The following is a 20,185-nucleotide window of genomic DNA, read 5'->3' as shown; positions in this document are numbered from 1 at the left end:
TCCGTACGACCCGGATGAAGGAACGCCGGTCGGGTGCCAACGACCACGGGGTGAGCGCCGGCGCGGAAGTGCCGCGTTCTTTCCCCACCTTGAGGCGGGACACACCGACACCCGACAGGCTTCCGATTGTCGTAACGGCGAGAAACGCGCGCAAATCGCCCCAATCCTGACCCTGTCCATTCATGCAAGGACTCCTTACGGGTTTCACCAATCCCTGTGCGCAGATTGCACACCTATCTCTACCTCGGAAACGACGCCGATCAACCGAAGGGATCGAACCATGACCACGACAACCATCCGCACCCTGCTGCGCAGCGATGAACTGTCCTGTCCCTCTTGCGTGCCCAAGATCGAAAAGTCGCTGCTGGCGCTGCCCGGCGTGACCAGGGCGGAAGTGAAGTTTTCCAGCGGCCGGATCGAGGTCGAGCACGATCCCGCACTCAGCGACGTGACTGCTCTGGTCAATTCCGTGGCCAAGGTCGGCTATGCCGCCAGGCCGGCGGCGTTCTGACCATGGGATCGCCATGCTCCTTAATGGGAAAGCCGAATTCCGCCTCCCGCCTCATGCTTCAAGGACATGCTGTGTCTGGCGGCAGTGCTCGTCTGTGAAGGAGACCTTGTATGTTTTCGCAACTCATCGCCATCTACCGCAACCCCGCCGACCGGCGCAAATGGCTGACAGTTGCCAGCGGCCTTTCCATCGCCGCCGCGCTGGTCGCCTTTTACGGTTTCGGGCAGGCTGCGCCCTGGGCGCCGCTGATGACGCTTGCCGCAGTCCTGGCCGGCTATGACATTGCACTCAGGGCCTGGACATCGCTGCGACTGCGTCATCTCAGTATCGAATTGCTGGTCATCGTCGCCGCCGTCGGCGCGCTGTTCATCGACAATCACTGGGAATCCGCTGCCGTCACTTTCCTGTTCATGCTGGGGGCGTGGCTGGAAACGCGCACGATGAGCCGCACGCGCAGTGCGCTGAAGGCGCTGCTCGATGCCGCCCCCGTTACCGCCACCGTGCTGCGCGATGGCCAGCCGGTCGAGGTCGCCGCCCATGAAGTGGTGCGGGGCGAAACCGTATTGGTGAAAGCCGGTGAGCGGCTACCCGTCGACGGCGAAGTGATCGAAGGCACCGCTGCCGTCAATGAGGCCGCCATCACCGGTGAACCGATCCCGGCGGAAAAGGCGCCCGGTTCACGCGTCTTTGCCGGCACCCTTGCCGAAAACGGCCTGCTGCATCTGCGCGCCACCGGCGTCGGTGCCGACACCACGCTGGCGCGCATCATCAGCCGTGTCGAGGAAGCGCAGGAAGCCAAGGCCCCGGCCCAGCGGATGATCGAGAGCTTCGGTCGCTGGTATACGCCCGGCGTGTTCGTGATGGCGCTCGTCAGCTATGCCGTGACACGCAATATCGAACTGGCGCTGACGCTGCTCGTGGTCAGCTGCCCCGGTGCATTGGTCATCTCGACACCCGTCTCGGTGGTCGCCGGGATTGGGCGGGCGGCGCGCGCAGGCATCCTCATCAAGGGCGGCGAGCATCTGGAAAATGCCGGCCGCATCACGGCGCTGGCGCTCGACAAGACCGGTACGCTGACCGAAGGCCAGCCGCGCTTGGCCGAAATCGTGGCGCTGGCGGGCAAGAGCAGGCAAGACGTCCTGTTGTGGGCGGCGATTGCCGAGACAGGCTCGAACCACCCGCTCGGCCGGCCGATCATCGAGGCCGCCCGCTCCCAAGGGCACCTGCCGACCGCCGAAGCCCTGGAGGAAATTGCCGGCATGGGTCTGATCGCCCGCTATGACGGCGCACAGATCGCTGTCGGCAGCCACCGCCTGTTCGACCATCTCGGCATTACGTTCGACGCCGAGGCCAAGGCCGGCATTGCCCACCTGCACGGGCTCGGTCACACCGTGGTCATCGTGGCGCATAACGGCGAAATCGTCGGCCTGCTGGGACTGGCCGACATGCCGCGCGCTAGTGCCAAGCCGATGATCGACCGGCTGCATGCACTCGGCGTGCATCGCGTCGTGATGCTGACCGGCGACCAGCGCCCGGCGGCCGAGGCGATTGCCGCCGCCGTCGGTGTCGACGAAGTCCATGCCGCGATGATGCCCGACCACAAGCTCTCGCAGATCCGGGCGATGCGGGCCGAAGGCCTGCGCGTAGCGATGGTCGGCGACGGCATCAACGACGCCCCGGCACTGGCGGCCGCCGATATCAGCATCGCCATGGGCGCCAGCGGCAGCGACATTGCCATCGAGACGGCCGACATTGCGCTGATGACTGACGATCTCGGCAAGATCGCCGAGGCGATGGAGATCTCGCGTGCCACGCTGACCAACATGCGCCAGAACCTGGTCATCGCGGTTCTGACGGTGCTGGGCTTGCTGGCCGGCGTCTATACCGGCTCCATCCATATGGCGGGCGGCATGCTGGTTCACCAGCTGTCGGTGCTGGTCGTCATTCTCAACGGCATGCGCCTGTTGCGCGTTCCGGCTGCCGCAAAGGCCACTGCCGGGGCGGCCATCGAACCGGCACCCGAACAGACAGTGGTGCGGATCTCCACCTGAGCGAGCGGCACGGCAGCAAAACCCGCGCCGCCCCGGCGCGGGTTTCATGTTACGAGGTGTATTGCCCAGAGTTTTGGAAGCGGAGTTTGATATGAAGCCGATCAGGGACCGCCAAGACTGGGACGATGTCCTCGATTTCTGGTTCCCGGAGGGGCGCTCGCTGACAATAGATGCGCAGACGCATCGGGTGCATTGGTTCTGGCGCATGCAGGGCGGCGCCGAAAATGAGATCGTGACGCGCTTTTCCAGCGTAGCCGAACAGGCCCCCGGCGGTGCCCTCGATCACTGGGTGCTCGACCCACATGGGCGACTGGCGCTGATTATCATCCTCGACCAGTTTTCGCGCTCTGTCTGGCGAGACGATACGCGTGCCTTTGCGCAAGACCCTCGTGCATTGGCGCTGGCGACCGAAGGCTTTTCCAACGGGCACTATTCCGCGCTGGAGACGCCGTGGTTCCAGGTGGTGTTCGGCCTGCCGCTGGGTCATTGCGAAGGCCCCGACCATCTGCGGCGTCTCGACCGCCTGATCAGTCTGCGCGAAAAAATCGCGGCGGACGCGCCGGTCCCGCTGCGGCCGATCTATGGATCGCTGGTCAAGCAGGCACGGGACGTCCGCGAAGTCATTGCTTCCTTCGGGCGGCATCCGCATCGCAACGCCGTGCTTGGCCGCGCATCGACCCCGGCCGAGGAGCTTTACATCGCCAAGGGTGCGTTCCCGCACAGGAAAGCGTTCCAGAAAGACTGATAGTCAAGCCTCGTGAGGCCTCGCATCTCTTGAACGGGCTCACCACCTCCGCCCGCTCCCCTTCCTGACAGAAAGCTGACAACAATTGTTGTTTCACTTCAGGAGCGCGTCATCTCTGCACCGCATGATTTCCTCCATGGACAACAGCAACCCAGGAGTTGGAACCATGAAAAAGACAGTTGCGATGCTTGCATTCCTCGCGGCGTTGCCAGCAACCGCTGTTCTGGCCGGTGAGAAATGCGACGTTCCGCCCGAACAGAGGCAATCCTTCGAAGCTTTGGGGAAGCTTGCCGGCGATTTCGGGTGGACCATCGACAAGATGAAGATCGACGATGGCTGCTACGAGCTTCACGTTACGGATGGCAGCGGGAACGTTCTCAAAGTGAAGATCGATCCGGCAACGCTGGACGTCGTCGACGGCAAGGTCAAGCGCTTCGGCGATAGCAACAATGCATCGGTGAACGGGAACGGAGATGGCGCCACATCGCTGGATGCCGAGGAAGACTGAGGCCGAATGCGCGTACCTACCGGAGCTCTACAAGCTGAGGCCAGACCATCGACAAACCCCGCCACTTCTGCGGGGTTTGTTTTGGTGTCGACATTCCTGGACGCATCGAGATCTTAAACTTAGTCCGACTTTTCGTGGGAGTGTACACAAAAAGTCGCGTAGAGCACTTCCACGACGTTGCGCGCCGAGCCGCTTTCGATCCGATACCAAATCGTCTGGCCATCGCGCCGCCCGGCGATAAGCCGGTCCTTGCGCAGGAGCGCCAGATGTTGCGACACCGTCGAATCCCGGATGCCCAGGAATTCGGCAAGCTGGCCAACTGACTTCTCGCCGTCCACCAGCTGGCACAGGATCAGCAGCCGATGACGGTTCGACATAGCCTTGAGAAGCTCGCAAGCGTCATCGACGGCAAGTTGCATGGCTTCAGCATCAATTTTCATAATTGCATATCTACGCTTATTCGTATATTTGTCAATGACGGACCATCACCCCGTGCATAACACGGCGGACAAAATCTTGTGAGGCGCCAGACGCAATGGAAACAGTTCGCACCATCATTTGCCCGCAATGCGCCACGGTAAACCGGGTGATGGCAGAGCGTGATGCCCGCAAGGCCCGGTGCGGTTCGTGCAAGGCATCTTTGTTTGACGGCCATCCCGTTGAGGTCGATACGGTCATGTTTGATAAGCAGACCGGCCGCAGTTCCGTGCCGGTGCTCGTGGATGTATGGGCGCCGTGGTGCGGCCCGTGCCGGATGATGACGCCTGCGTTTGAAGAAGCTGCCCGGCTTCTGGAGCCTGATCTGCGGCTCATCAAGCTGAACTCGGACGAGCATCAGGAAATCGCCGCCCGGCTTGGCATTCGCGGCATCCCCACGCTCATCCTTTTTGCGCATGGCTACGAGCTGGCCCGTACGGCCGGGGCGATGACCACGCAACAGATCGTTGATTGGGTGCGAAGCAAGCTTCCCCCAGGCTCGTGAACCATCATCAAGCAAGAGGAGGCGGGTGATGAACAGAAGGCAATTCCTTTTGACAGGTGCGGCATTGGCTGCGGTAAACGGTATCGCACTTTCCGATGTCAGGGCTGCAACATCTTCCGCGAAGGCGCGTATCGTCATTGCGGGCGCAGGTGCTGCGGGACTGGCGCTCGCTTCGCGGCTGCGGCGGCAAATGCCACAGGGGGCTATCACCGTCATTGATGAGAAGACAGCACATCACTTTCAGCCCGGCTTTACTCTTGTAGGTGCCGGCCTGTGGTCACCCGGCGATGTCACGTTCCGCAATGCGGATTTCATGCCGGTAGGAGTAGACTGGATCACCGAAGCGGTTGCGGAATTCGACCCTGATTCGAACACCGTCACCACGAGCTCCGGTCGGCGTGTGCCCTACGATTTCCTGTTCGTGGCGACCGGGCTTACGCTCGACTATGAACAAATCGAAGGCATGGATCGTTCCCTGATCGGCACGAACGGCATTGCGTCCATTTATGCCAGCCCGCCTGAGGCGGCGGCTTCGTTTCGCGCGATCGATGCGTTTGTCGATCAGGGTGGTGTCGGGCTGTTCGGTCGGCCCGCAAGTGAAATGAAATGTGCCGGTGCCCCTTTGAAGGTCACTTTCATCACCGACGATCTGGCACGCCGGAAAGGGCGGCGAAGCGCGGTCACGCTTTTTTATAACGCCCACAACCCCACGGTCTTTTCCGTTCCGCCTGTCCATGACCGAGTCACGCAAATATTTGCCGGGCGCGACATTGCCGTCAATTTCAGCCATGTCCTCAAGGCCATCGATCCGGGCGCAAAACGAGCAACCTATGAGACGCCGGAGGGCGTGGTCACATTTGATTACGACTTTATTCATGTCGTACCACCCATGCGCGCGCCGGATGCGGTCATGAACAGCCCGTTGCCCTGGCAGCACGGTCCGCTTGCCACCGATGGCTGGGTGGAAGCGGAGAAGGCGACATTGCGCCACCCACGCTATGCGAATGTCTTTGCGGTCGGTGACATTGCCGGAGTGCCACGCGGAAAGACGGCGGCAAGCGTCAAATGGCAGGTCCCCGTCGTCGTGGACAACCTGGTTGCTGAAACCTCTGGCAAGGAGCCTCTCGCCACCTACAACGGCTACACGTCTTGCCCGATGGTCACGGCCTACGGAAAGGCGATGCTGATCGAGTTCGACTATGACGGCAATCTCACGCCGTCCTTCCCGTTTATTTCACCCCTCGAAGAGCTCTGGATCTCATGGCTGATCGAGGAAAAGGGCCTGAAGGGCGCCTACAGGGCAATGCTGCGCGGTCTGGCATAGGAGAGGCATCATGGAAGATTTCAACCCCGTCACAATGTTCGCCATATTGCGGGAAAGCCTGGGACCATGGCTGTGGGGCCTTCTTCTGATCGCACTGGTTCTGGTTGTCGGTGTGGTGTCGGCTGCCATGAAGCTGCGATCCGCACGAAGATCGCCGAAGCACCCGATCATCGCGGCGGCCCTCGCTGGGGGCGTTGCAACAGCAATCTTCTTCATGCTGGTGCCGGGCTGGACCATGGCCACCCATGCCGCGCTGAACGGGCCTGTCGACTATCTTGCTGCTATCCTCATTGCTTTCATTCCGGGTGGCGGTATCGCGGCGATGGTTTTTTCGATGGCGTCATGGCGCTGCGCACGCCGCACCACAGCAGTCTGCGACAAAAGCATGGCGTGACTGACCGGGGCGAACAGGCGCTACCTGCGCGCGATTTGCCTGAGCGGCCCCTTGCAGACAAGCAAAGGCAAACGCGTATTGCGTACATTCATATGTTCGTATATAGGATGCTACATTAATCAGGGAGAATTTGCATGACCCTCGAACGTTCCGTCCTGGCATTCGCCGGCTTCATGGTGCTCGTTTCCGTGGCGCTGACCGTGTGGGTGTCACCCTATTTCGTTTGGCTGACCGTCTTCGTCGGTTTTAACATGTTCCAATCGGCCTTCACCGGCCTCTGCCCGGCAGCAAGCGTACTGAAGCGCCTCGGCTTCAAGCCCGCCTGCTCGATCTGAACCGCTAGAAAGCTGCCATGCGTATCGCTATCCCCACCGCTGCACGCGCGGCGGCTGCATTGACGCTTGCCGCCGGGCTCGTGGCGACGTCCCCGGTGCTTGCCACCGACACCTCAACGCTCAGCACGCAAACCGTGCCGGAATGGAAAGCGGTCTACGGAAGGGTGGAGGCACGCGATCTCGTGCCGGCGCGCGCGCGCATCGGTGGCACCGTCGTCGAGCTTCTCGTCTCGGAAGGCGACACGGTTGCGGCCGGTCAGCGCATCGCCATGGTGCAGGACGACAAGCTTGCCTTCCAGGTCGCAGCCGTCGATGCGCAACTGCGCGTGCTGGACGCCCAGCTTTCGCGAGCCGAAGCCGAACTGTCCCGCGGGCGCTCGCTGGTCGAGCGCGGGGTCAGCACCGCACAGCGGCTGGAGCAATTGCAGACCGATGTGGAAGTGACGCGCAATCAGATCGTCGCCACGCAGGCGCAACGCTCGGTCGTTGTCCAGCAGGGCGAGGAGGGCGCCGTACTCGCGCCGGTATCCGGCGTAGTGCTCGGCGTGCCAATCACGCGCGATACGGTCATCATGGCCGGTGAAGCTGTAGCTACTGTCGGCGGAGGCGGCTTTTTCCTGAGGTTGGCGATCCCCGAACGCCATGCCGATGCCTTGAAGGAAGGCGCTGAAATCCGCGTTTCGGCCAGTGGCGCGGAAGCAATGGGTCGGCTCGCCAAGGTCTATCCACGTATTCAGAACGGCCGTGTTATCGCCGATGTCGAATTCGAGCGGCTCGACACCACTTTCGTCGATTCCCGTGTCCTGGTCGAAGTGCCGGTTGGTACGCGCGACGCGCTTCTGGTGCCCCGTTCAGCGCTCGCTACCCGCTCAGGGCTCGACTTCGTGCGCGTGCGGCAAGATGGCCAGGACGTCGAGCGTGCCGTGGTGCCCGGCGAGGTCATGCGGCGCGACGGCATCGCTTATGTTGAAATCCTGACCGGCCTTGCCGCCGGCGAAACGATTGTCGTTCCCTGATATGCTTAATCCCAGTGAACATGGCACCGGCCCGTCGCTCGGCATTGCTGGTGCGCTGACGCGCAGCTTCATCACCTCGGCGCTGACGCCGCTGATCCTCATTGCCGCGCTGGTCTTCGGCCTGATCGCGCTGATGGTTCTGCCGCGCGAGGAAGAGCCGCAGATTTCCGTGCCGATGGTCGACATCGCCGTACGGGCCGACGGATTGAAGGCGCCTGATGCCGTCAAGCTGATCACCGAGCCGCTGGAGACCATCGTCAAGGGCATCGACGGTGTCGAGCATGTCTATTCCCAGACAAGCGACGACCGCGTGCTGGTCACCGCCCGTTTCTTCGTCGGCACGTCGGCGGATACGGCAGTGTTGCGTGTTCACGACAAGATCCGCGCCAATATGGACCGCATTCCCGTCGGCGTGCCGGAGCCGCAGATTGTCGGGCGCGGGGTGGACGATGTCGCCATCGTGTCGCTGACATTGGCCCCGGTTGTCGGGGCAGCCAGCCATATCACGCCCAACGACCTGACCCGCATCGCCCGCGAACTGAAGACCGAGATCGCCAAGATCGAAGATGTCGGCCTCACCTATCTGGTTGGCGGCGCCGACGAGGCGATCCGCATCGCGCCCGATCCCGCCCGGCTGGCGCTTTATGGCGTCACCTTGCAGCAGCTTGCCGGCAAGGTGCAGGGGGCCAACCGCGCTTTTCCGGCCGGTAGTGTTCGTGACCAGGGCGAGCAGATCGTGCTGGCCGCCGGCGAGACGCTGGCCACCCCCGCCGCCATCGGCAATCTTTTGCTCACGTCGCGCGATGGCCGCCCGGTCTATGTGCGCGACGTCGCCACGGTCGGTTTTGTCACGAAACCGGACGAGGCGCTGGTCTCCACCGTGACGCGAGGCGAGGACGCAACAGCGCTGCGTGTTCCCGCGGTGACGCTGGCTGTGGCCAAGCGCGCGGGCGCCAACGCCGTCACCGTAGCCGATGCTATCCTTCATCGCGTCGAGACGCTGAAAGGCTCGCTGATCCCCGACGAGATCGCCGTCGAAGTGACGCGCGACTATGGCGAGACTGCCAATGAGAAGGCCAATGAACTTCTGTTCCATCTCGGTCTTGCCACCCTCTCCATCATCCTGCTGGTCTGGTTCGCCATTGGCTGGCGCGAGGCGGTGGTGGTCGCTGTCGTCATCCCGGTGACAATTCTGCTCACCCTGTTCGCCTCCTGGGTGATGGGCTACACGCTGAACCGTGTCTCGCTGTTCGCGCTGATCTTCTCCATCGGCATTCTGGTCGACGATGCCATCGTCGTGATCGAGAACATCGCCCGCCATTGGGCGATGGGCGACGGGCGCGGACGACGGCAGGCGGCCATCGAGGCGGTGGCCGAGGTCGGAAACCCCACCATCGTGGCGACGCTAACGGTAGTGGCCGCCCTTCTGCCAATGCTATTCGTGTCGGGCATGATGGGCCCCTATATGAGCCCGATCCCGGCCAACGCGTCGGCGGCGATGATCTTTTCTTTTTTTGTTGCGGTGATGGTCACGCCCTGGCTGATGCTGAAGGTAGCCGGCAAGGCGCCGCTCCATGAGCATGGCTCCGGCCACGCCCATGGTGGGCCGCTGGGACGGCTCTATGCCGCCGCCGCGCGGCCGGTGCTGGCTTCGAAAGCGCGAAGCTGGATCTTCCTGCTAGCTGTCGGCGCACTTACGCTGGGCTCGCTGGCGCTGTTTTATACGCAGGCGGTCACGGTGAAGCTTTTGCCCTTCGACAACAAGTCGGAACTCTCCGTCATCATCGACCTGCCCGAGGGGGCATCGGTCGAGGCAACCGACGCTGTGACCCAGGAAGTGGCGCGCATCGTTCTGGCTATGGACGAGGTGGTTTCGGTCCAGACCCATGCGGGTGCCGCTGCGCCCTTCGACTTCAACGGCCTGGTGCGCCACTATTTCCACCGTGCCGAACCGCAGATGGGCGAGGTCGCGGTCAATCTAAAGCCGAAAAGCGAACGCAGCCGCGCCAGCCACGACATCGCCCTCGACATCCGCCAGCGCATTGCGACGGTGCGGATGCCGGATGGCACGACGCTCAAGGTGGTCGAGCCGCCGCCCGGTCCGCCGGTGATGGCGATGCTGCTGGCCGAGATCTATGGTCCCGACGCCGAGACGCGGCGCAAGGTCGCCGGAAAGGTGGAGGCGGCCTTCCGTTCCGTGCCCTTCATCGTCGATGTCGACAATTCCTATGGCACGGCCCCCCGCCGGCTGCGTGCCACCATCTCCACCGATGACCTCGAATTCTTCCGGGTTGAGGAAAGCGATGTGCTTGACACCCTCGCGATACTCGGCGGCGGCACAACGGTGGGCTATTCGCATCGCGGCGAGGGCCGCCAGCCGATCCCGATCCGTATCGAACGGCCGAAGGATGAGCGCCGGCTGGACGAGCGCTTCCTGACCACGCCGATCCCGGCCAATGTGCTGCCGGGCGATCGTGGTGTGGTGGAACTGGGCGACGTGGTGCAGGTCGCCGAAGAGCGCGCCTCACTGCCGGTCTTCAGGCGCAACGGCCGCGCCGCCGAAATGGTGACGGCGGAGCTTGCCGGTGATTTCGAAGCCCCGCTCTACGGCATGATCGCCGTGCAGCAGGCGCTCGATGCACAAGATTGGACCGGCCTTGAGAAGCCTGTCATCTCGTTGCATGGTCAGCCGCAGGACGAGCGCGCGCCGACGCTGCTGTGGGACGGCGAGTGGGAGGTAACTTGGGTGACCTTCCGCGACATGGGCGCGGCCTTCATGGTGGCGCTGCTCGGCATCTATATCCTTGTCGTCGCCCAATTCGGCTCGTTCAAGGTACCGCTGGTCATATTAACGCCGATCCCGCTGACCTTCATCGGCATCCTCGGCGGCCACTGGCTGTTTGGCGCCCCCTTTTCGGCCACCTCGATGATCGGCTTCATCGCGCTTGCCGGCATCATCGTGCGCAACTCGATCCTGCTGGTCGATTTCATCCGCCATGTCGATCCCGCCGGCCGCAACCTGACGGAAATCCTGATCGAAGCAGGTTCCATCCGCTTCAAGCCGATCCTGCTCACCGCGCTGGCCGCGATGATCGGTGCCGCCGTCATCCTTGCCGACCCGATCTTCCAGGGGCTGGCGATCTCGCTGCTGTTCGGGCTCGCCTCGTCGACGCTGCTGACCGTTCTCGTCATCCCGGCGATCTACCGGGTGCTGCGGACGTGACGGTTACACCGCCCGGGTATAGTCAGGATCAGGCCGAAACAAGCACGTCGCATCCGGCGGCATGCAACATATGACGGGCGACGCTGCCCAACAACAGCTGCGAAAGCGCATTGCCGCCATGGGTGCCGAGCGCCATCAGATCGGTTCGGCCGCGGCGGGTGAAACGCACCAATGCCTGGGCTGCATCTCCATGGACGATCCGCAACTTGGTCTGGATGAGAGGAAGATCGTGCTCCTCCAGTGACGCGCTGATCTGCTGGCGGGCCTCGCTGGCTCTCGCTCGGCGGTAGCGGTCGATTTCCTTTTGCGGGGTTCCCGCTCTCAGCATCGCCTGCTCGAACGCAAGCGGAGTTTCGATGGCATGGATAAGCTCGATGACCGCATCCGGCGCAAGCCGCAAGGCAGCTTTCACCGCCGCCCGTGACGCTGCGGAAAAATCCACGGCAACGGTGGTGTGCCGATAGGGGTTGGCCACCGATGTCCGGACCACCAGGATCGGCTCTCGCGCAGTTCTCACGACGCGGTCGGCCGTGGAGCCAAACACCTTTTCACGCATGTTTTTGGCCTTGCCCGGGCCGATGACAATGAGGTCGGCGCCTTCGCGCTGCACGATCTCGTCGATGACCTGATATGGCTTTCCGGTCTCAACGACGATGTCCACCACCAGCGCTTCGGACCCGAGATTGCCTGTCAATTGCCTGATCCGGTCGACTGCATTCCGTTTCACTATTGCGTGCAACGCGGAAACATCGAGCGAAACCGGCAAGTCACCGCCGGGGGGCGTATCTTCGACCGCATGGACGAAAACAAGGCGTGCTGCGTGCTGGCGAGCGAGCTGCAAGGCGCGACCCGCGACCGGATCGTTGTCTGTTTCGAGCGCAAGCGCTGCGACGATGGTGTTGATCGACAAGCTGTCCTCCCCTGGGTGCGAAACGGATGGCCATGTCCCGTCGTGCCGATGGCCTGCTTCCGGTATTGGCGGAGGCAGGTCTCCTGCCAACCGTATCAAAGCGGATAGCGCAAAATCGCCGCAAATTCCTTTTTGCCGGGGATGTCGGCGCGCCGCACGCCTAGTACCTTGGCACCGCTGGCGAAGGCCCGGCTGGCAATCTCGTCGACCACACCATAGGCTTTCGCGTCGTCCTTCTGGGTGAATTCCACCGCGCCACTGTCGTCGTCGACAAAGCCCGGCACGACTGAATCGATGTCGACCAGAAGCGTGTCGATGGCGCCGAAGGTTGCTGCGCGGGCCGCATCCGAGATATCAGTCGTGGTGCGGCGGTCGTTAGCGCGCTTGTCGAACAAGGCACGGATGGCGCCCAGGTCCTGTTCGTAGGCATTGTCGAGGATCGGACGCGCACGCTGCGCCAGGTCGGCGTTGGTCAGGCGGTCCGGGCTGTCGGCAATGGTTTCGCGCAGCAGGTGCGGATAGGAATTGATCTGCGGAAACACCGAAGCCAGGCGGTCGGTGGCGGCCAGGATGAGCGGGGTCTCGCGCCCGGCCAGAATGGGACGCAGCGCCGTATCCACCCGCCGTACATATTGCTGGAAGCGCACATTCTGCCCCTCGGAGCCGTGGATGCGGCCGCTGAAACTACGATCGTTTAGCGTCGACTTGCCGACCGAGGAGGCCGCGTCCTTGGGCAGGCCCGGAACCTTGACCGTTACCGGCGGCAGATCGGCATGCATCTCGACCAGGCGTACGGCATTCTCCGACAGGGCGAGGATGAAGGCTGAATGCGGGAAGGTCACCGCCCGGAACAGCGGCTTCAGGTGGAAGCGGTCGGCGACCTGCACCATGGAGACCAGATCGTTGGCGAGCCGATAGGTCCGCAGCGCATCGGGCGTGGCGAAAACGGCAAGGCTGTTGGCCTGGAAGCGCCAGAATTCGTCATCGTCAACCAGATCGTTCAACTGCTCCAGAAGCGCAGCCAGCCGCCTCTTGTCGAAGCCTGCATCCTCAAGCTGCGTCTGCGCCTCACGGATCAGATTGCCAAACTCGATGCGCGAGGCCGATGTCTCCTGTGTCACAGGGGTGGTCTTCAAATAGAGCGACACGCAAGCATCGGCACGTGCAACGACGAGGGTGGCAAATTCGGAACGAGTCGGAATGTCGACGTAAAGCATGCAAGGTCCTTTTCCTTATCGGCGCATCGACGCCCTTCGGCAGTCAATTCATGCGCGATAACTTCATTTATTCGCAACACCGTAGCCTCTATATCCGACTTATGTGGGATCATTGCGAAACACATCGCTTTTGGTTCCAATGTCGCAGTGTCACGCGCCGCTTTTCGGGTGTTCAATCGCCACGCCACCGTGGTCCAGCAGGGGATTATGGATGGAAACGCCGCCTTGTCGTCCGTGATAGAACTGATGAACGACAATTTGTCTGCCAGTCGGCAGTGGATGTTTCTTTGATCTCGCTCAAAGTCTGCCCGGTCAAGACAAACTGACGCGGCGCATGCCATAGCTGAAGATGCTATCGATCGTTGAAAGGTGGCAATATCGTGCGCAAGGTTGTCAACAACGGCGCCATTCCTCTGCTGTGCGCCTCATGCGAGGGACGCAGCACTGGTGTTTGCAGTGCGTTAGACTGCGATCAACTTGTCGAACTGGCCGAGGCCTCGCGCAAAACCGCGGCCAAAAGCGGGGCAGCGCTTTTGGGCGAAGCCGAACGGATCGACAGATATGCCAATATCCTGTCGGGTGTGGTGAAGCTGACCAAGACGCTATCCGACGGACGCCAGCAGATCGTTGGCCTCCAGTTCGCACCCGACTTCCTCGGCCGGCCATTTCGCTCCGAGAGCACGCTCAATGCCGAAGCCACTACCGATGTCACGCTCTGCTCCTTCCCCAAAGACGCCATCGAGCGGATGATGCGGGAATCGCCAGAGCTGGAGCGCCGGCTCTACAGACAGGCGCTTAACGAGCTGGACGAAGCGCGCGACTGGATGGTGACGCTCGGACGCAAGACGGCGAGCGAGAAGATCGCGAGCCTGCTGTTGATGATTGCCCATCATGTCGGACCCTCAACGGTGGCAGGCCGTAACTCCGCGCGCTTTGACTTACCGCTAACCAGGGCCGACATTGCCGATTTCCTTGGCCTCACCATCGAAACGGTCAGTCGCCAGTTGACGCGGTTGCGCAACGACAAGATCATCTGCATCGAGAACAATCGCCTGATCATTGTGCCTGACCTCCGACGCTTGAATGCACGAGCCGGGAATTAAGGCAGCCGGCAGAAAGTTTTTGTTCTGCCTGATGCGGGCGACGAGGCCGGGTTTCAAAGGCCGCGACGGACGGGTGCGGGGCGATGACGAGCGCAATCGACAACTCACAGCCAGAGCGGCCGGGACTCGGCCTTGCCGATATGTCGCCGGCCTATTTCGGCCTGGTGATGGCCACAGGCATCATTTCCCTGGCGGCGTTCATGATGCGATACGACGTGCTGGCCTCGGGCCTTTTCTACCTCAATATCGGACAATACGGCCTGTTATGGGTTCTCTATTTCCTCCGGGCCTGGCGCTATCCGTTGCGGTTCTTCGGTGACATGCTTACCCACCTGACCGGCCCCGGCTACTTCACCGCCGTCGCTGGCACCGGCATCCTGGCCAGTCAATTCATGGTACTGCGTGGCGACCTCGTCGTCGGCAAGGCGTTGTGGGCGCTTGCCATCGTGCTGTGGCTTGGCCTTACCTACACCATCTTCACGGCCTTCACCGTCAAGCGCGACAAGCCGACACTCGACAAGGGCATCAATGGTGGCTGGCTGCTTGCCGTCGTAGCCACGCAGTCGCTGTCGGTGTCCAGCGCGCTGCTGGCGGCACGCATCGGCCAGCCTTACAGGCTGGAGCTCAACTTCTTCGCTCTGTCTGCATGGCTATGGGGTGGCATGCTCTACATCTGGATGATGGCGCTGATCTTCTACCGTTACGCCTTCTTCCATTTCTCGCCTGGCGACCTGGCGCCGCCTTATTGGATCAATATGGGCGCTATGGCGATCTCGACATTGGCGGGTTCACTGCTGATCCTCAATGCGCCACAGGCGCCCTATCTCGCCTCGCTGCTTCCCTTCCTGAAGGGCTTCACCATCTTCTACTGGGCAACCGGGACTTGGTGGATCCCCATGCTGTTGCTGCTCGGGGTCTGGCGTCACATCTATATGCGCTTCCCTCTGCGCTACGATCCGCTCTATTGGGGCGCGGTATTCCCCCTCGGTATGTATGCCGCTTGCACCTGGCAACTTGATCGGGCCATGGAGTTCGGCTTCCTGGCCGGATTGACACAGGCATTCTTCTATATCGCGCTGTTCGCCTGGGCGGTTACCTTCGCAAGCATGCTGTACACGCTGGCACCCGCACTGTGGCGCAGATCTGCCTCCCATTCGTGAAGCGGGTGGTGGCTCGACCGGGACAATCCCATATTGCCCTGTACAAATACTCGACACGCCAACACTCAGGCGGAGCCGGACCGCTGGGCAAATGCGGTCGTTGCTGCCTTCACGACCGGCCCGTCGATCAGCGGATCAGGCACTGCGACTGCGTGTGCGCGGCGGTGACAAATTAGGCCATGGAGCGCCGGCGTGATGTCGGTGCGGGCGGAGTAAAAACCGTCCAGTGGTTAGGCTGGTCCCTTGGGGGTCGGCCGGGAATGTTTACCGTGGAAGTCTACGCCGCCGTCCGGCGTTTCGTCTTCGTCGAGGGCAATAGCCGTCGTGAGACGACCCGTGTTTTCGGGCTGAGCCGCGAGACGGTCCTGAAGATGTGCCGGTTCTCGCTGCCGCCGGGCTACACGCGGACGAAGGCTGTCGTGAAGCCGAAGCTCGGTTCGCTACTGCCGGTGATCGACGCGATCCTGGAGGCGGACCGGACGGGTCCGGTGAAGCAGCGGCACACGGCGAAGCGGATTTTTGAACGGCTACGTGATGAACATGGGTTCGGCGGCGGCTACACGGTGGTGAAGGACTATGTCCGTATCGCGCGGGCCCGCGGCCGCGAGACGTTCGTACCGCTGTCACATCCGCCGGGTCATGCGCAGGTGGATTTTGGCGAGGCGGTTGCGGTGATCGGCGGCTTCTCGGATTCGACTTCTCAGCGGAATGAAGCTAGGCTCGACAGCATGTCCTGATGGGCGGGAGAATATGATGACGCGAGTGGAGGTTAGAGTTTTCTGACTGTTGTCAGGAGCAGGAAGGGCGATCTTCATGACTGACACGGTGTTTCCTCGTTCCACTTTACTGCCATCACAGGCGGGTGGCAGTAGCCTCTCACTGACGCCGAACGCGCATCTTAACACCCGGATCGCTGCGGTGCAGCGCGAACGTGCGACGCATCGTCTCGCGGCAATCGGTGAAATGACTGGCGGCATAGCCCATGACTTCAGAAGCCTCTTGTCGGTGATCGATTCCGGCCTGCGGCTCATTGAGCGCAACGCGGACGATGCCGAAAAGATTCACACCCTTATTGCTTCGACGCGAGAGGGGATCGATCGCGGCGTGGAATTGACCTCGCAGCTACTGACTTTCGCCAAGCACCAGGTTCTCGACGCGTATGCCGGCAATATGAATGAGTTCCTGAGAAGTTTCGAGCCGCTCCTAAGGCACGGTGCCGGGCCTAATGTCCGTGTCCGGCTTGTACTCGGTTCCGATATTCCAGGCTGTCTGGTCGACCCGGCGTTTTTTGACACAGCGATACTCAATCTTGTCGTCAGCGCACGGGACGCCATGCCGGATGGTGGAGAGGTTCGTATTGTTACGGAGCGATGGGAACAAAATTCGACGGCATTCGACCCGGTCAAACCGGGAACATATGTGCGGGTTCGCGTTGAGGGACAACGGTTGCGGCATGCCCGAGGACGTCTTGCGAAAGGTGTTCGATCCCTTTTTCACCACCAAGAGAGAGACCGGCACCGGCATAGGACTGTCGCAGGTATTTGCATTCGCCACGATGGTAGGTGGCCAGGTTAACATTGCAAGCGAGAGCGGGATTGGAACAACCGTCACCCTCCTGTTCCCTGCTGTTCGGCCGGATATCTCAATACCGATTTCGGATATGTAGGCCAGAGTCGAGGTTTTCCTCGATTTCTGGCGCGAGCATGTCAGCGCTACTTGCCTTCATGTTCTTTCTACGGGGTAACCATCAACTCCTGAATACAATGTCGCTCGACTCATCGCCGCCTGCTTTGCGTCGGGTCATCGTGAATATGCTGTCGGGATGAGGCTCGCATGAAAAAGAACACGCAATTCCATATCGGATATTGGATCGCTGCCGCAATCGGCCTGATGTTGTTCCAGTACGTTGCGGCCATGTCGCAGCAGGTCGCGGAATTGCCTTACAGTGAGTTCGAGACTTATCTCAAGGATGGAAAGATCGCCGAGGTAGCCGTTTCCGACAATTACCTCCAGGGCACTTTCAAACAACCGCTGTCGACGGGCCAGACGCGTTTCGTGACGACCCGCGTGGATCCGGGTTTCGCCAAGCAGTTGCAAGACAGCGGCGTGAAATTCACAGGCCGGATCGAAAGCAACCTGCTCGGCAATCTATTGTCCTGGGTGGTGCCGATCGCGCTCTTCTTCGGGCTTTGGTATTTCCTGATGAAGCGCATGGGGGCCGGCGCGGGCGGGTTGATGCAGATCGGCAAAAGCCGCGCGAAAGTCTATGTCGAAACCGACATCAAGGTCACTTTCGACGATGTCGCGGGTGTCGACGAGGCCGTGGACGAATTGCGTGAGATCGTTGAATTCCTTCGCAACCCGGTGGAATATGGCAGGCTGGGCGGGAAGATGCCGAAAGGCGTGCTGCTTGTGGGGCCTCCCGGCACCGGAAAAACGCTCATCGCGAGGGCTGTGGCCGGCGAGGCCAAGGTGCCGTTCTTTTCAATCTCCGGATCGGAATTCGTCGAAATGTTCGTGGGCGTCGGCGCAGCCAGGGTCCGCGATCTCTTTGAACAGGCGCGAGCCAAGGCCCCTGCCATCATTTTTGTCGACGAACTCGACGCGCTTGGCCGTGCCCGCGGCGCTGGCCCGATGATGGGCGGCCATGATGAAAAGGAGCAGACCCTCAACCAGCTTCTTGTTGAACTTGATGGCTTCGATTCATCTACCGGCGTCGTCCTGCTCGCGGCGACCAACCGTCCCGAAATTCTGGATCCGGCTCTCTTGCGAGCCGGTCGATTCGACCGGCAGGTGCTCGTTGATCGTCCGGACAAGCTTGGGCGAATCAAGATACTCGGCATCTATATGAAGAAGGCGAAACTAGCCGCCGATGTCGATGCCGAACAGGTTGCGGCTCTGACGCCCGGGTTCACCGGCGCTGACCTTGCAAACCTCGTCAACGAGGCCGCGCTGCTGGCGACGCGGCGTAGTGGCGACGCCGTTACCATGGACGACTTCAACAATGCCATTGAGCGTATCGTGGCGGGTCTGGAAAAACGCAACCGCCTGCTTAATCCAAAAGAACGCGAGATCGTCGCTTATCATGAGATGGGTCACGCACTGGTTGCCATGGCGCTGCCTGGCTCCGACGTCGTGCACAAAGTCTCGATTATTCCACGCGGCGTGGGCGCGCTTGGTTATACAATCCAGCGACCCACCGAGGACCGGTTTCTGATGACCAGTGAGGAACTGGAAAACAAGATGGCCGTTCTACTCGGCGGGCGAGCCGCGGAAAAGGTGGTGTTCGATCACCTGTCGACGGGCGCGGCCGACGACCTGGCCAGGGTTACGGACATCGCGCGCGCAATGGTGACGCGCTACGGCATGTCGGAGAGACTGGGGCACGTGGCTTTGGAGAAAGACCAGCGTTCTTATCTTGGCACCACCCTGATGACAGGGACGAACGAGCGCGACTACGGCGAGGCTACCGCCAATGAGATCGACGACGAGGTGCGCAAGATTGTCGAAACGGCATTCCAGCGCACCGTGTCGCTGCTGACGGAACGTCGGGAAATCCTGGAGCGCACTGCGCGCCGATTGCTGGAGAGGGAGACACTGGATGAATCAGAACTGAACTCGATTGCAGCGGGCCCAGCCTCACCCAGTACTGGTAAGCCGACTTCAGCATATGATGCGCCGCCTGCACGGCATCGACGATGAAAGTTTGACCTGCCGCGAACGAGGTGAGGCGCCGTTAGCCGACTGAGCCGCCCTGCGGATAGTTGCGGGCGAGAACGCGGAAGGTACGGACGCGAAGGCAAGAAGACATACGCTCTGCACGAAGTGCCTAGGCAGTCTTTGACGGAGATCAATGATATCCGTTGGCTTCACTGATAAAGAGAAGATCAAAAAGAACTGGCAGGTCTGAAGATAAGGACCGATCTTAAGGAACGATATCGCGGTCGTAATAGTCGACAAGAAAAAGCTCCGCCGGATCTGCAATAGGGAAACGAACCAGGGTTTGGGCGAACATCACCGCTGTGTGCCTGCTAACCCTGACAGCTTCTGGTTGAACGAAGAGCGGCAGCCGCGATTAACCACGTACTGTAAGGCAATCGCTCCACGACGCCACGAAAGCCAAACCAGGTCTAGGGGCTGGCCAAGGTCCGGCTGCCCGATCGCGGCGATCCTGTCACGCAAATGATCTCGCGCATACATTCCGCGGTGAGCTTGACGATCTAAACCATAGGAAGCGCCGACATGTACACGCATATCCTTATCCCGACCGACGGTTCAGAGTTGGCGCAGACGGGGGTTGCTCACGGTCTCGCGCTGGCCAAACAGCATGGCGCAAGGGTTACGGTGGTAACCGTTACGGAAGCTCCGGGTGGTCAGTTCGCCTATTCCTCCGAACTGTGGACACTCGACGAGGCCGAGATGGCGGCCTATCAAGAGGCCCAATGTCGAGCGGCGCAGGCCGTGCTTGTGCCGGTCAGGGCGACTGCCGGTCAATTGGGTATCGAGATCGAGACTGTTCATGTGCCCAACCGCCGGGCAGCGCCTGCCATTCTCGACACGGCTCACAGATACGACTGCGACGCTATCGTGATGGCATCCCATGGGCGTAGCGGCATGAGCCGGGTCATCCTCGGAAGCCAGACGGCCGAAGTGCTAACCAATGCTTCGATACCGGTGGTCGTCGTCCAGTAGAAGCCGTTCCTGTG

19 protein-coding genes and 1 pseudogene are annotated in these 20,185 nt (G+C 61.4%); 16 read left to right on the top strand and 4 right to left on the bottom strand.

The genetic code is table 11. The features are described from left to right. Positions 1-280 precede the first annotated feature (280 nt). The 4 genes from ACTDI4_RS22390 (at position 281) to ACTDI4_RS22375 (ending at position 3,815) form a co-directional block, all read left to right on the top strand. The gene (locus ACTDI4_RS22390; RefSeq protein WP_442843231.1) at positions 281-511 is read left to right on the top strand and encodes a heavy-metal-associated domain-containing protein; all 231 of its coding nucleotides are present in this window, start codon (positions 281-283) and stop codon (positions 509-511) included. Between the two features lie 110 nt (positions 512-621). After that, positions 622-2,562 carry a heavy metal translocating P-type ATPase gene (locus ACTDI4_RS22385; RefSeq protein WP_442843230.1) on the top strand — a complete coding sequence of 647 codons (1,941 nt, stop codon included), beginning with the start codon at positions 622-624 and terminating at the stop codon, positions 2,560-2,562. Positions 2,563-2,653: 91 nt separating this feature from the next. Next, positions 2,654-3,307: a DUF924 family protein gene (locus ACTDI4_RS22380; RefSeq protein WP_442843229.1), complete on the top strand. Its 654-nt coding sequence runs from the start codon at positions 2,654-2,656 to the stop codon at positions 3,305-3,307. A 166-nt stretch (positions 3,308-3,473) separates the two neighbouring features. After that, positions 3,474-3,815, top strand: a complete 342-nt coding sequence (locus ACTDI4_RS22375) for a PepSY domain-containing protein (RefSeq protein ID WP_442843228.1) — start codon at positions 3,474-3,476, stop codon at positions 3,813-3,815. Between the two features lie 119 nt (positions 3,816-3,934). On the opposite strand, the gene ACTDI4_RS22370 is transcribed toward ACTDI4_RS22375, so the two are convergent. Next, positions 3,935-4,255, bottom strand: coding sequence for an ArsR/SmtB family transcription factor (locus tag ACTDI4_RS22370; protein ID WP_442843227.1), 321 nt, complete (start codon positions 4,253-4,255; stop codon positions 3,935-3,937). A 95-nt stretch (positions 4,256-4,350) separates the two neighbouring features. On the opposite strand from ACTDI4_RS22370, the gene trxC reads away from it, so the two are divergent. The 6 genes from trxC to ACTDI4_RS22340 all read left to right on the top strand — a co-directional run bounded on the left by trxC (position 4,351) and on the right by ACTDI4_RS22340 (position 11,089). Next, a complete protein-coding gene (trxC, locus tag ACTDI4_RS22365; RefSeq protein WP_442843226.1) occupies positions 4,351-4,797 on the top strand; it encodes a thioredoxin TrxC in 447 nt (148 codons plus the stop codon). 28 nt (positions 4,798-4,825) lie between these two features. After that, entirely contained in the window at positions 4,826-6,121 is a 1,296-nt protein-coding gene (locus ACTDI4_RS22360) for an NAD(P)/FAD-dependent oxidoreductase (RefSeq protein WP_442843225.1), read from the top strand. 10 nt (positions 6,122-6,131) lie between these two features. Further along, positions 6,132-6,515, top strand: a complete 384-nt coding sequence (locus tag ACTDI4_RS22355) for a DUF5368 family protein (protein ID WP_442843224.1) — start codon at positions 6,132-6,134, stop codon at positions 6,513-6,515. Positions 6,516-6,649: 134 nt separating this feature from the next. Next, complete coding sequence (locus ACTDI4_RS22350; protein WP_035026717.1) at positions 6,650-6,850, top strand: YgaP family membrane protein; 201 nt, start codon at positions 6,650-6,652, stop codon at positions 6,848-6,850. Positions 6,851-6,867: 17 nt separating this feature from the next. Continuing rightward, entirely contained in the window at positions 6,868-7,866 is a 999-nt protein-coding gene (locus ACTDI4_RS22345) for an efflux RND transporter periplasmic adaptor subunit (protein WP_442843223.1), read from the top strand. Between the two features lies 1 nt (position 7,867). Continuing rightward, a complete protein-coding gene (locus ACTDI4_RS22340) occupies positions 7,868-11,089 on the top strand; it encodes an efflux RND transporter permease subunit (protein ID WP_442843222.1) in 3,222 nt (1,073 codons plus the stop codon). A 28-nt stretch (positions 11,090-11,117) separates the two neighbouring features. On the opposite strand, the gene ACTDI4_RS22335 is transcribed toward ACTDI4_RS22340, so the two are convergent. Next, on the bottom strand, positions 11,118-11,999 hold the full coding sequence (locus ACTDI4_RS22335) for a universal stress protein (protein ID WP_442843221.1): 882 nt from the start codon (positions 11,997-11,999) through the stop codon (positions 11,118-11,120). Positions 12,000-12,094: 95 nt separating this feature from the next. Further along, positions 12,095-13,216 carry a baeRF11 domain-containing protein gene (locus tag ACTDI4_RS22330; protein ID WP_442843220.1) on the bottom strand — a complete coding sequence of 374 codons (1,122 nt, stop codon included), beginning with the start codon at positions 13,214-13,216 and terminating at the stop codon, positions 12,095-12,097. A gap of 380 nt (positions 13,217-13,596) precedes the next feature. On the opposite strand from ACTDI4_RS22330, the gene ACTDI4_RS22325 reads away from it, so the two are divergent. From ACTDI4_RS22325 to ACTDI4_RS22315, 3 genes and pseudogenes are all read left to right on the top strand, one after another. Next, positions 13,597-14,319, top strand: coding sequence for a Crp/Fnr family transcriptional regulator (locus tag ACTDI4_RS22325; protein ID WP_442843219.1), 723 nt, complete (start codon positions 13,597-13,599; stop codon positions 14,317-14,319). Between the two features lie 83 nt (positions 14,320-14,402). Next, a complete protein-coding gene (locus tag ACTDI4_RS22320) occupies positions 14,403-15,479 on the top strand; it encodes a tellurite resistance/C4-dicarboxylate transporter family protein (RefSeq protein WP_442843218.1) in 1,077 nt (358 codons plus the stop codon). Positions 15,480-15,739: 260 nt separating this feature from the next. Further along, a pseudogene (locus ACTDI4_RS22315) lies at positions 15,740-16,162 on the top strand (IS21 family transposase); the annotation flags it as partial. A gap of 193 nt (positions 16,163-16,355) precedes the next feature. Here ACTDI4_RS22315 and ACTDI4_RS22310 read toward each other — a convergent pair. Beyond that, complete coding sequence (locus ACTDI4_RS22310) at positions 16,356-16,544, bottom strand: hypothetical protein (protein WP_442843217.1); 189 nt, start codon at positions 16,542-16,544, stop codon at positions 16,356-16,358. A gap of 160 nt (positions 16,545-16,704) precedes the next feature. Between ACTDI4_RS22310 and ACTDI4_RS22305 the strand changes: the two genes are divergently transcribed. The 3 genes from ACTDI4_RS22305 (at position 16,705) to ACTDI4_RS22295 (ending at position 20,171) form a co-directional block, all read left to right on the top strand. Continuing rightward, on the top strand, positions 16,705-17,145 hold the full coding sequence (locus ACTDI4_RS22305; RefSeq protein ID WP_442843216.1) for an ATP-binding protein: 441 nt from the start codon (positions 16,705-16,707) through the stop codon (positions 17,143-17,145). A 167-nt stretch (positions 17,146-17,312) separates the two neighbouring features. Further along, the gene (gene ftsH, locus ACTDI4_RS22300; RefSeq protein ID WP_442843215.1) at positions 17,313-19,181 is read left to right on the top strand and encodes an ATP-dependent zinc metalloprotease FtsH; all 1,869 of its coding nucleotides are present in this window, start codon (positions 17,313-17,315) and stop codon (positions 19,179-19,181) included. 540 nt (positions 19,182-19,721) lie between these two features. Beyond that, positions 19,722-20,171: a universal stress protein gene (locus ACTDI4_RS22295; RefSeq protein ID WP_442843214.1), complete on the top strand. Its 450-nt coding sequence runs from the start codon at positions 19,722-19,724 to the stop codon at positions 20,169-20,171. The last annotated feature ends 14 nt before the right edge of the window (positions 20,172-20,185 follow it).

The organism is Mesorhizobium sp. PUT5 (assembly GCF_052216645.1).
In the GTDB taxonomy this organism is placed as follows: Bacteria; Pseudomonadota; Alphaproteobacteria; order Rhizobiales; family Rhizobiaceae; genus Mesorhizobium.
This window is presented reverse-complemented; position numbering and strand designations above follow the sequence as displayed.

Coding starts and splice junctions, on each gene's coding strand:
- ACTDI4_RS22390 (WP_442843231.1), top strand. CDS start 281: ATGACCACGACAACCATCCGCACCCTGCTGCGCAGCGATGAACTGTCC.
- ACTDI4_RS22385 (WP_442843230.1), top strand. CDS start 622: ATGTTTTCGCAACTCATCGCCATCTACCGCAACCCCGCCGACCGGCGC.
- ACTDI4_RS22380 (WP_442843229.1), top strand. CDS start 2,654: ATGAAGCCGATCAGGGACCGCCAAGACTGGGACGATGTCCTCGATTTC.
- ACTDI4_RS22375 (WP_442843228.1), top strand. CDS start 3,474: ATGAAAAAGACAGTTGCGATGCTTGCATTCCTCGCGGCGTTGCCAGCA.
- ACTDI4_RS22370 (WP_442843227.1), bottom strand. CDS start 4,255: ATGAAAATTGATGCTGAAGCCATGCAACTTGCCGTCGATGACGCTTGC.
- trxC (WP_442843226.1), top strand. CDS start 4,351: ATGGAAACAGTTCGCACCATCATTTGCCCGCAATGCGCCACGGTAAAC.
- ACTDI4_RS22360 (WP_442843225.1), top strand. CDS start 4,826: ATGAACAGAAGGCAATTCCTTTTGACAGGTGCGGCATTGGCTGCGGTA.
- ACTDI4_RS22355 (WP_442843224.1), top strand. CDS start 6,132: ATGGAAGATTTCAACCCCGTCACAATGTTCGCCATATTGCGGGAAAGC.
- ACTDI4_RS22350 (WP_035026717.1), top strand. CDS start 6,650: ATGACCCTCGAACGTTCCGTCCTGGCATTCGCCGGCTTCATGGTGCTC.
- ACTDI4_RS22345 (WP_442843223.1), top strand. CDS start 6,868: ATGCGTATCGCTATCCCCACCGCTGCACGCGCGGCGGCTGCATTGACG.
- ACTDI4_RS22340 (WP_442843222.1), top strand. CDS start 7,868: ATGCTTAATCCCAGTGAACATGGCACCGGCCCGTCGCTCGGCATTGCT.
- ACTDI4_RS22330 (WP_442843220.1), bottom strand. CDS start 13,216: ATGCTTTACGTCGACATTCCGACTCGTTCCGAATTTGCCACCCTCGTC.
- ACTDI4_RS22320 (WP_442843218.1), top strand. CDS start 14,403: ATGACGAGCGCAATCGACAACTCACAGCCAGAGCGGCCGGGACTCGGC.
- ACTDI4_RS22305 (WP_442843216.1), top strand. CDS start 16,705: ATGTCCGTGTCCGGCTTGTACTCGGTTCCGATATTCCAGGCTGTCTGG.
- ftsH (WP_442843215.1), top strand. CDS start 17,313: ATGAAAAAGAACACGCAATTCCATATCGGATATTGGATCGCTGCCGCA.
- ACTDI4_RS22295 (WP_442843214.1), top strand. CDS start 19,722: ATGTACACGCATATCCTTATCCCGACCGACGGTTCAGAGTTGGCGCAG.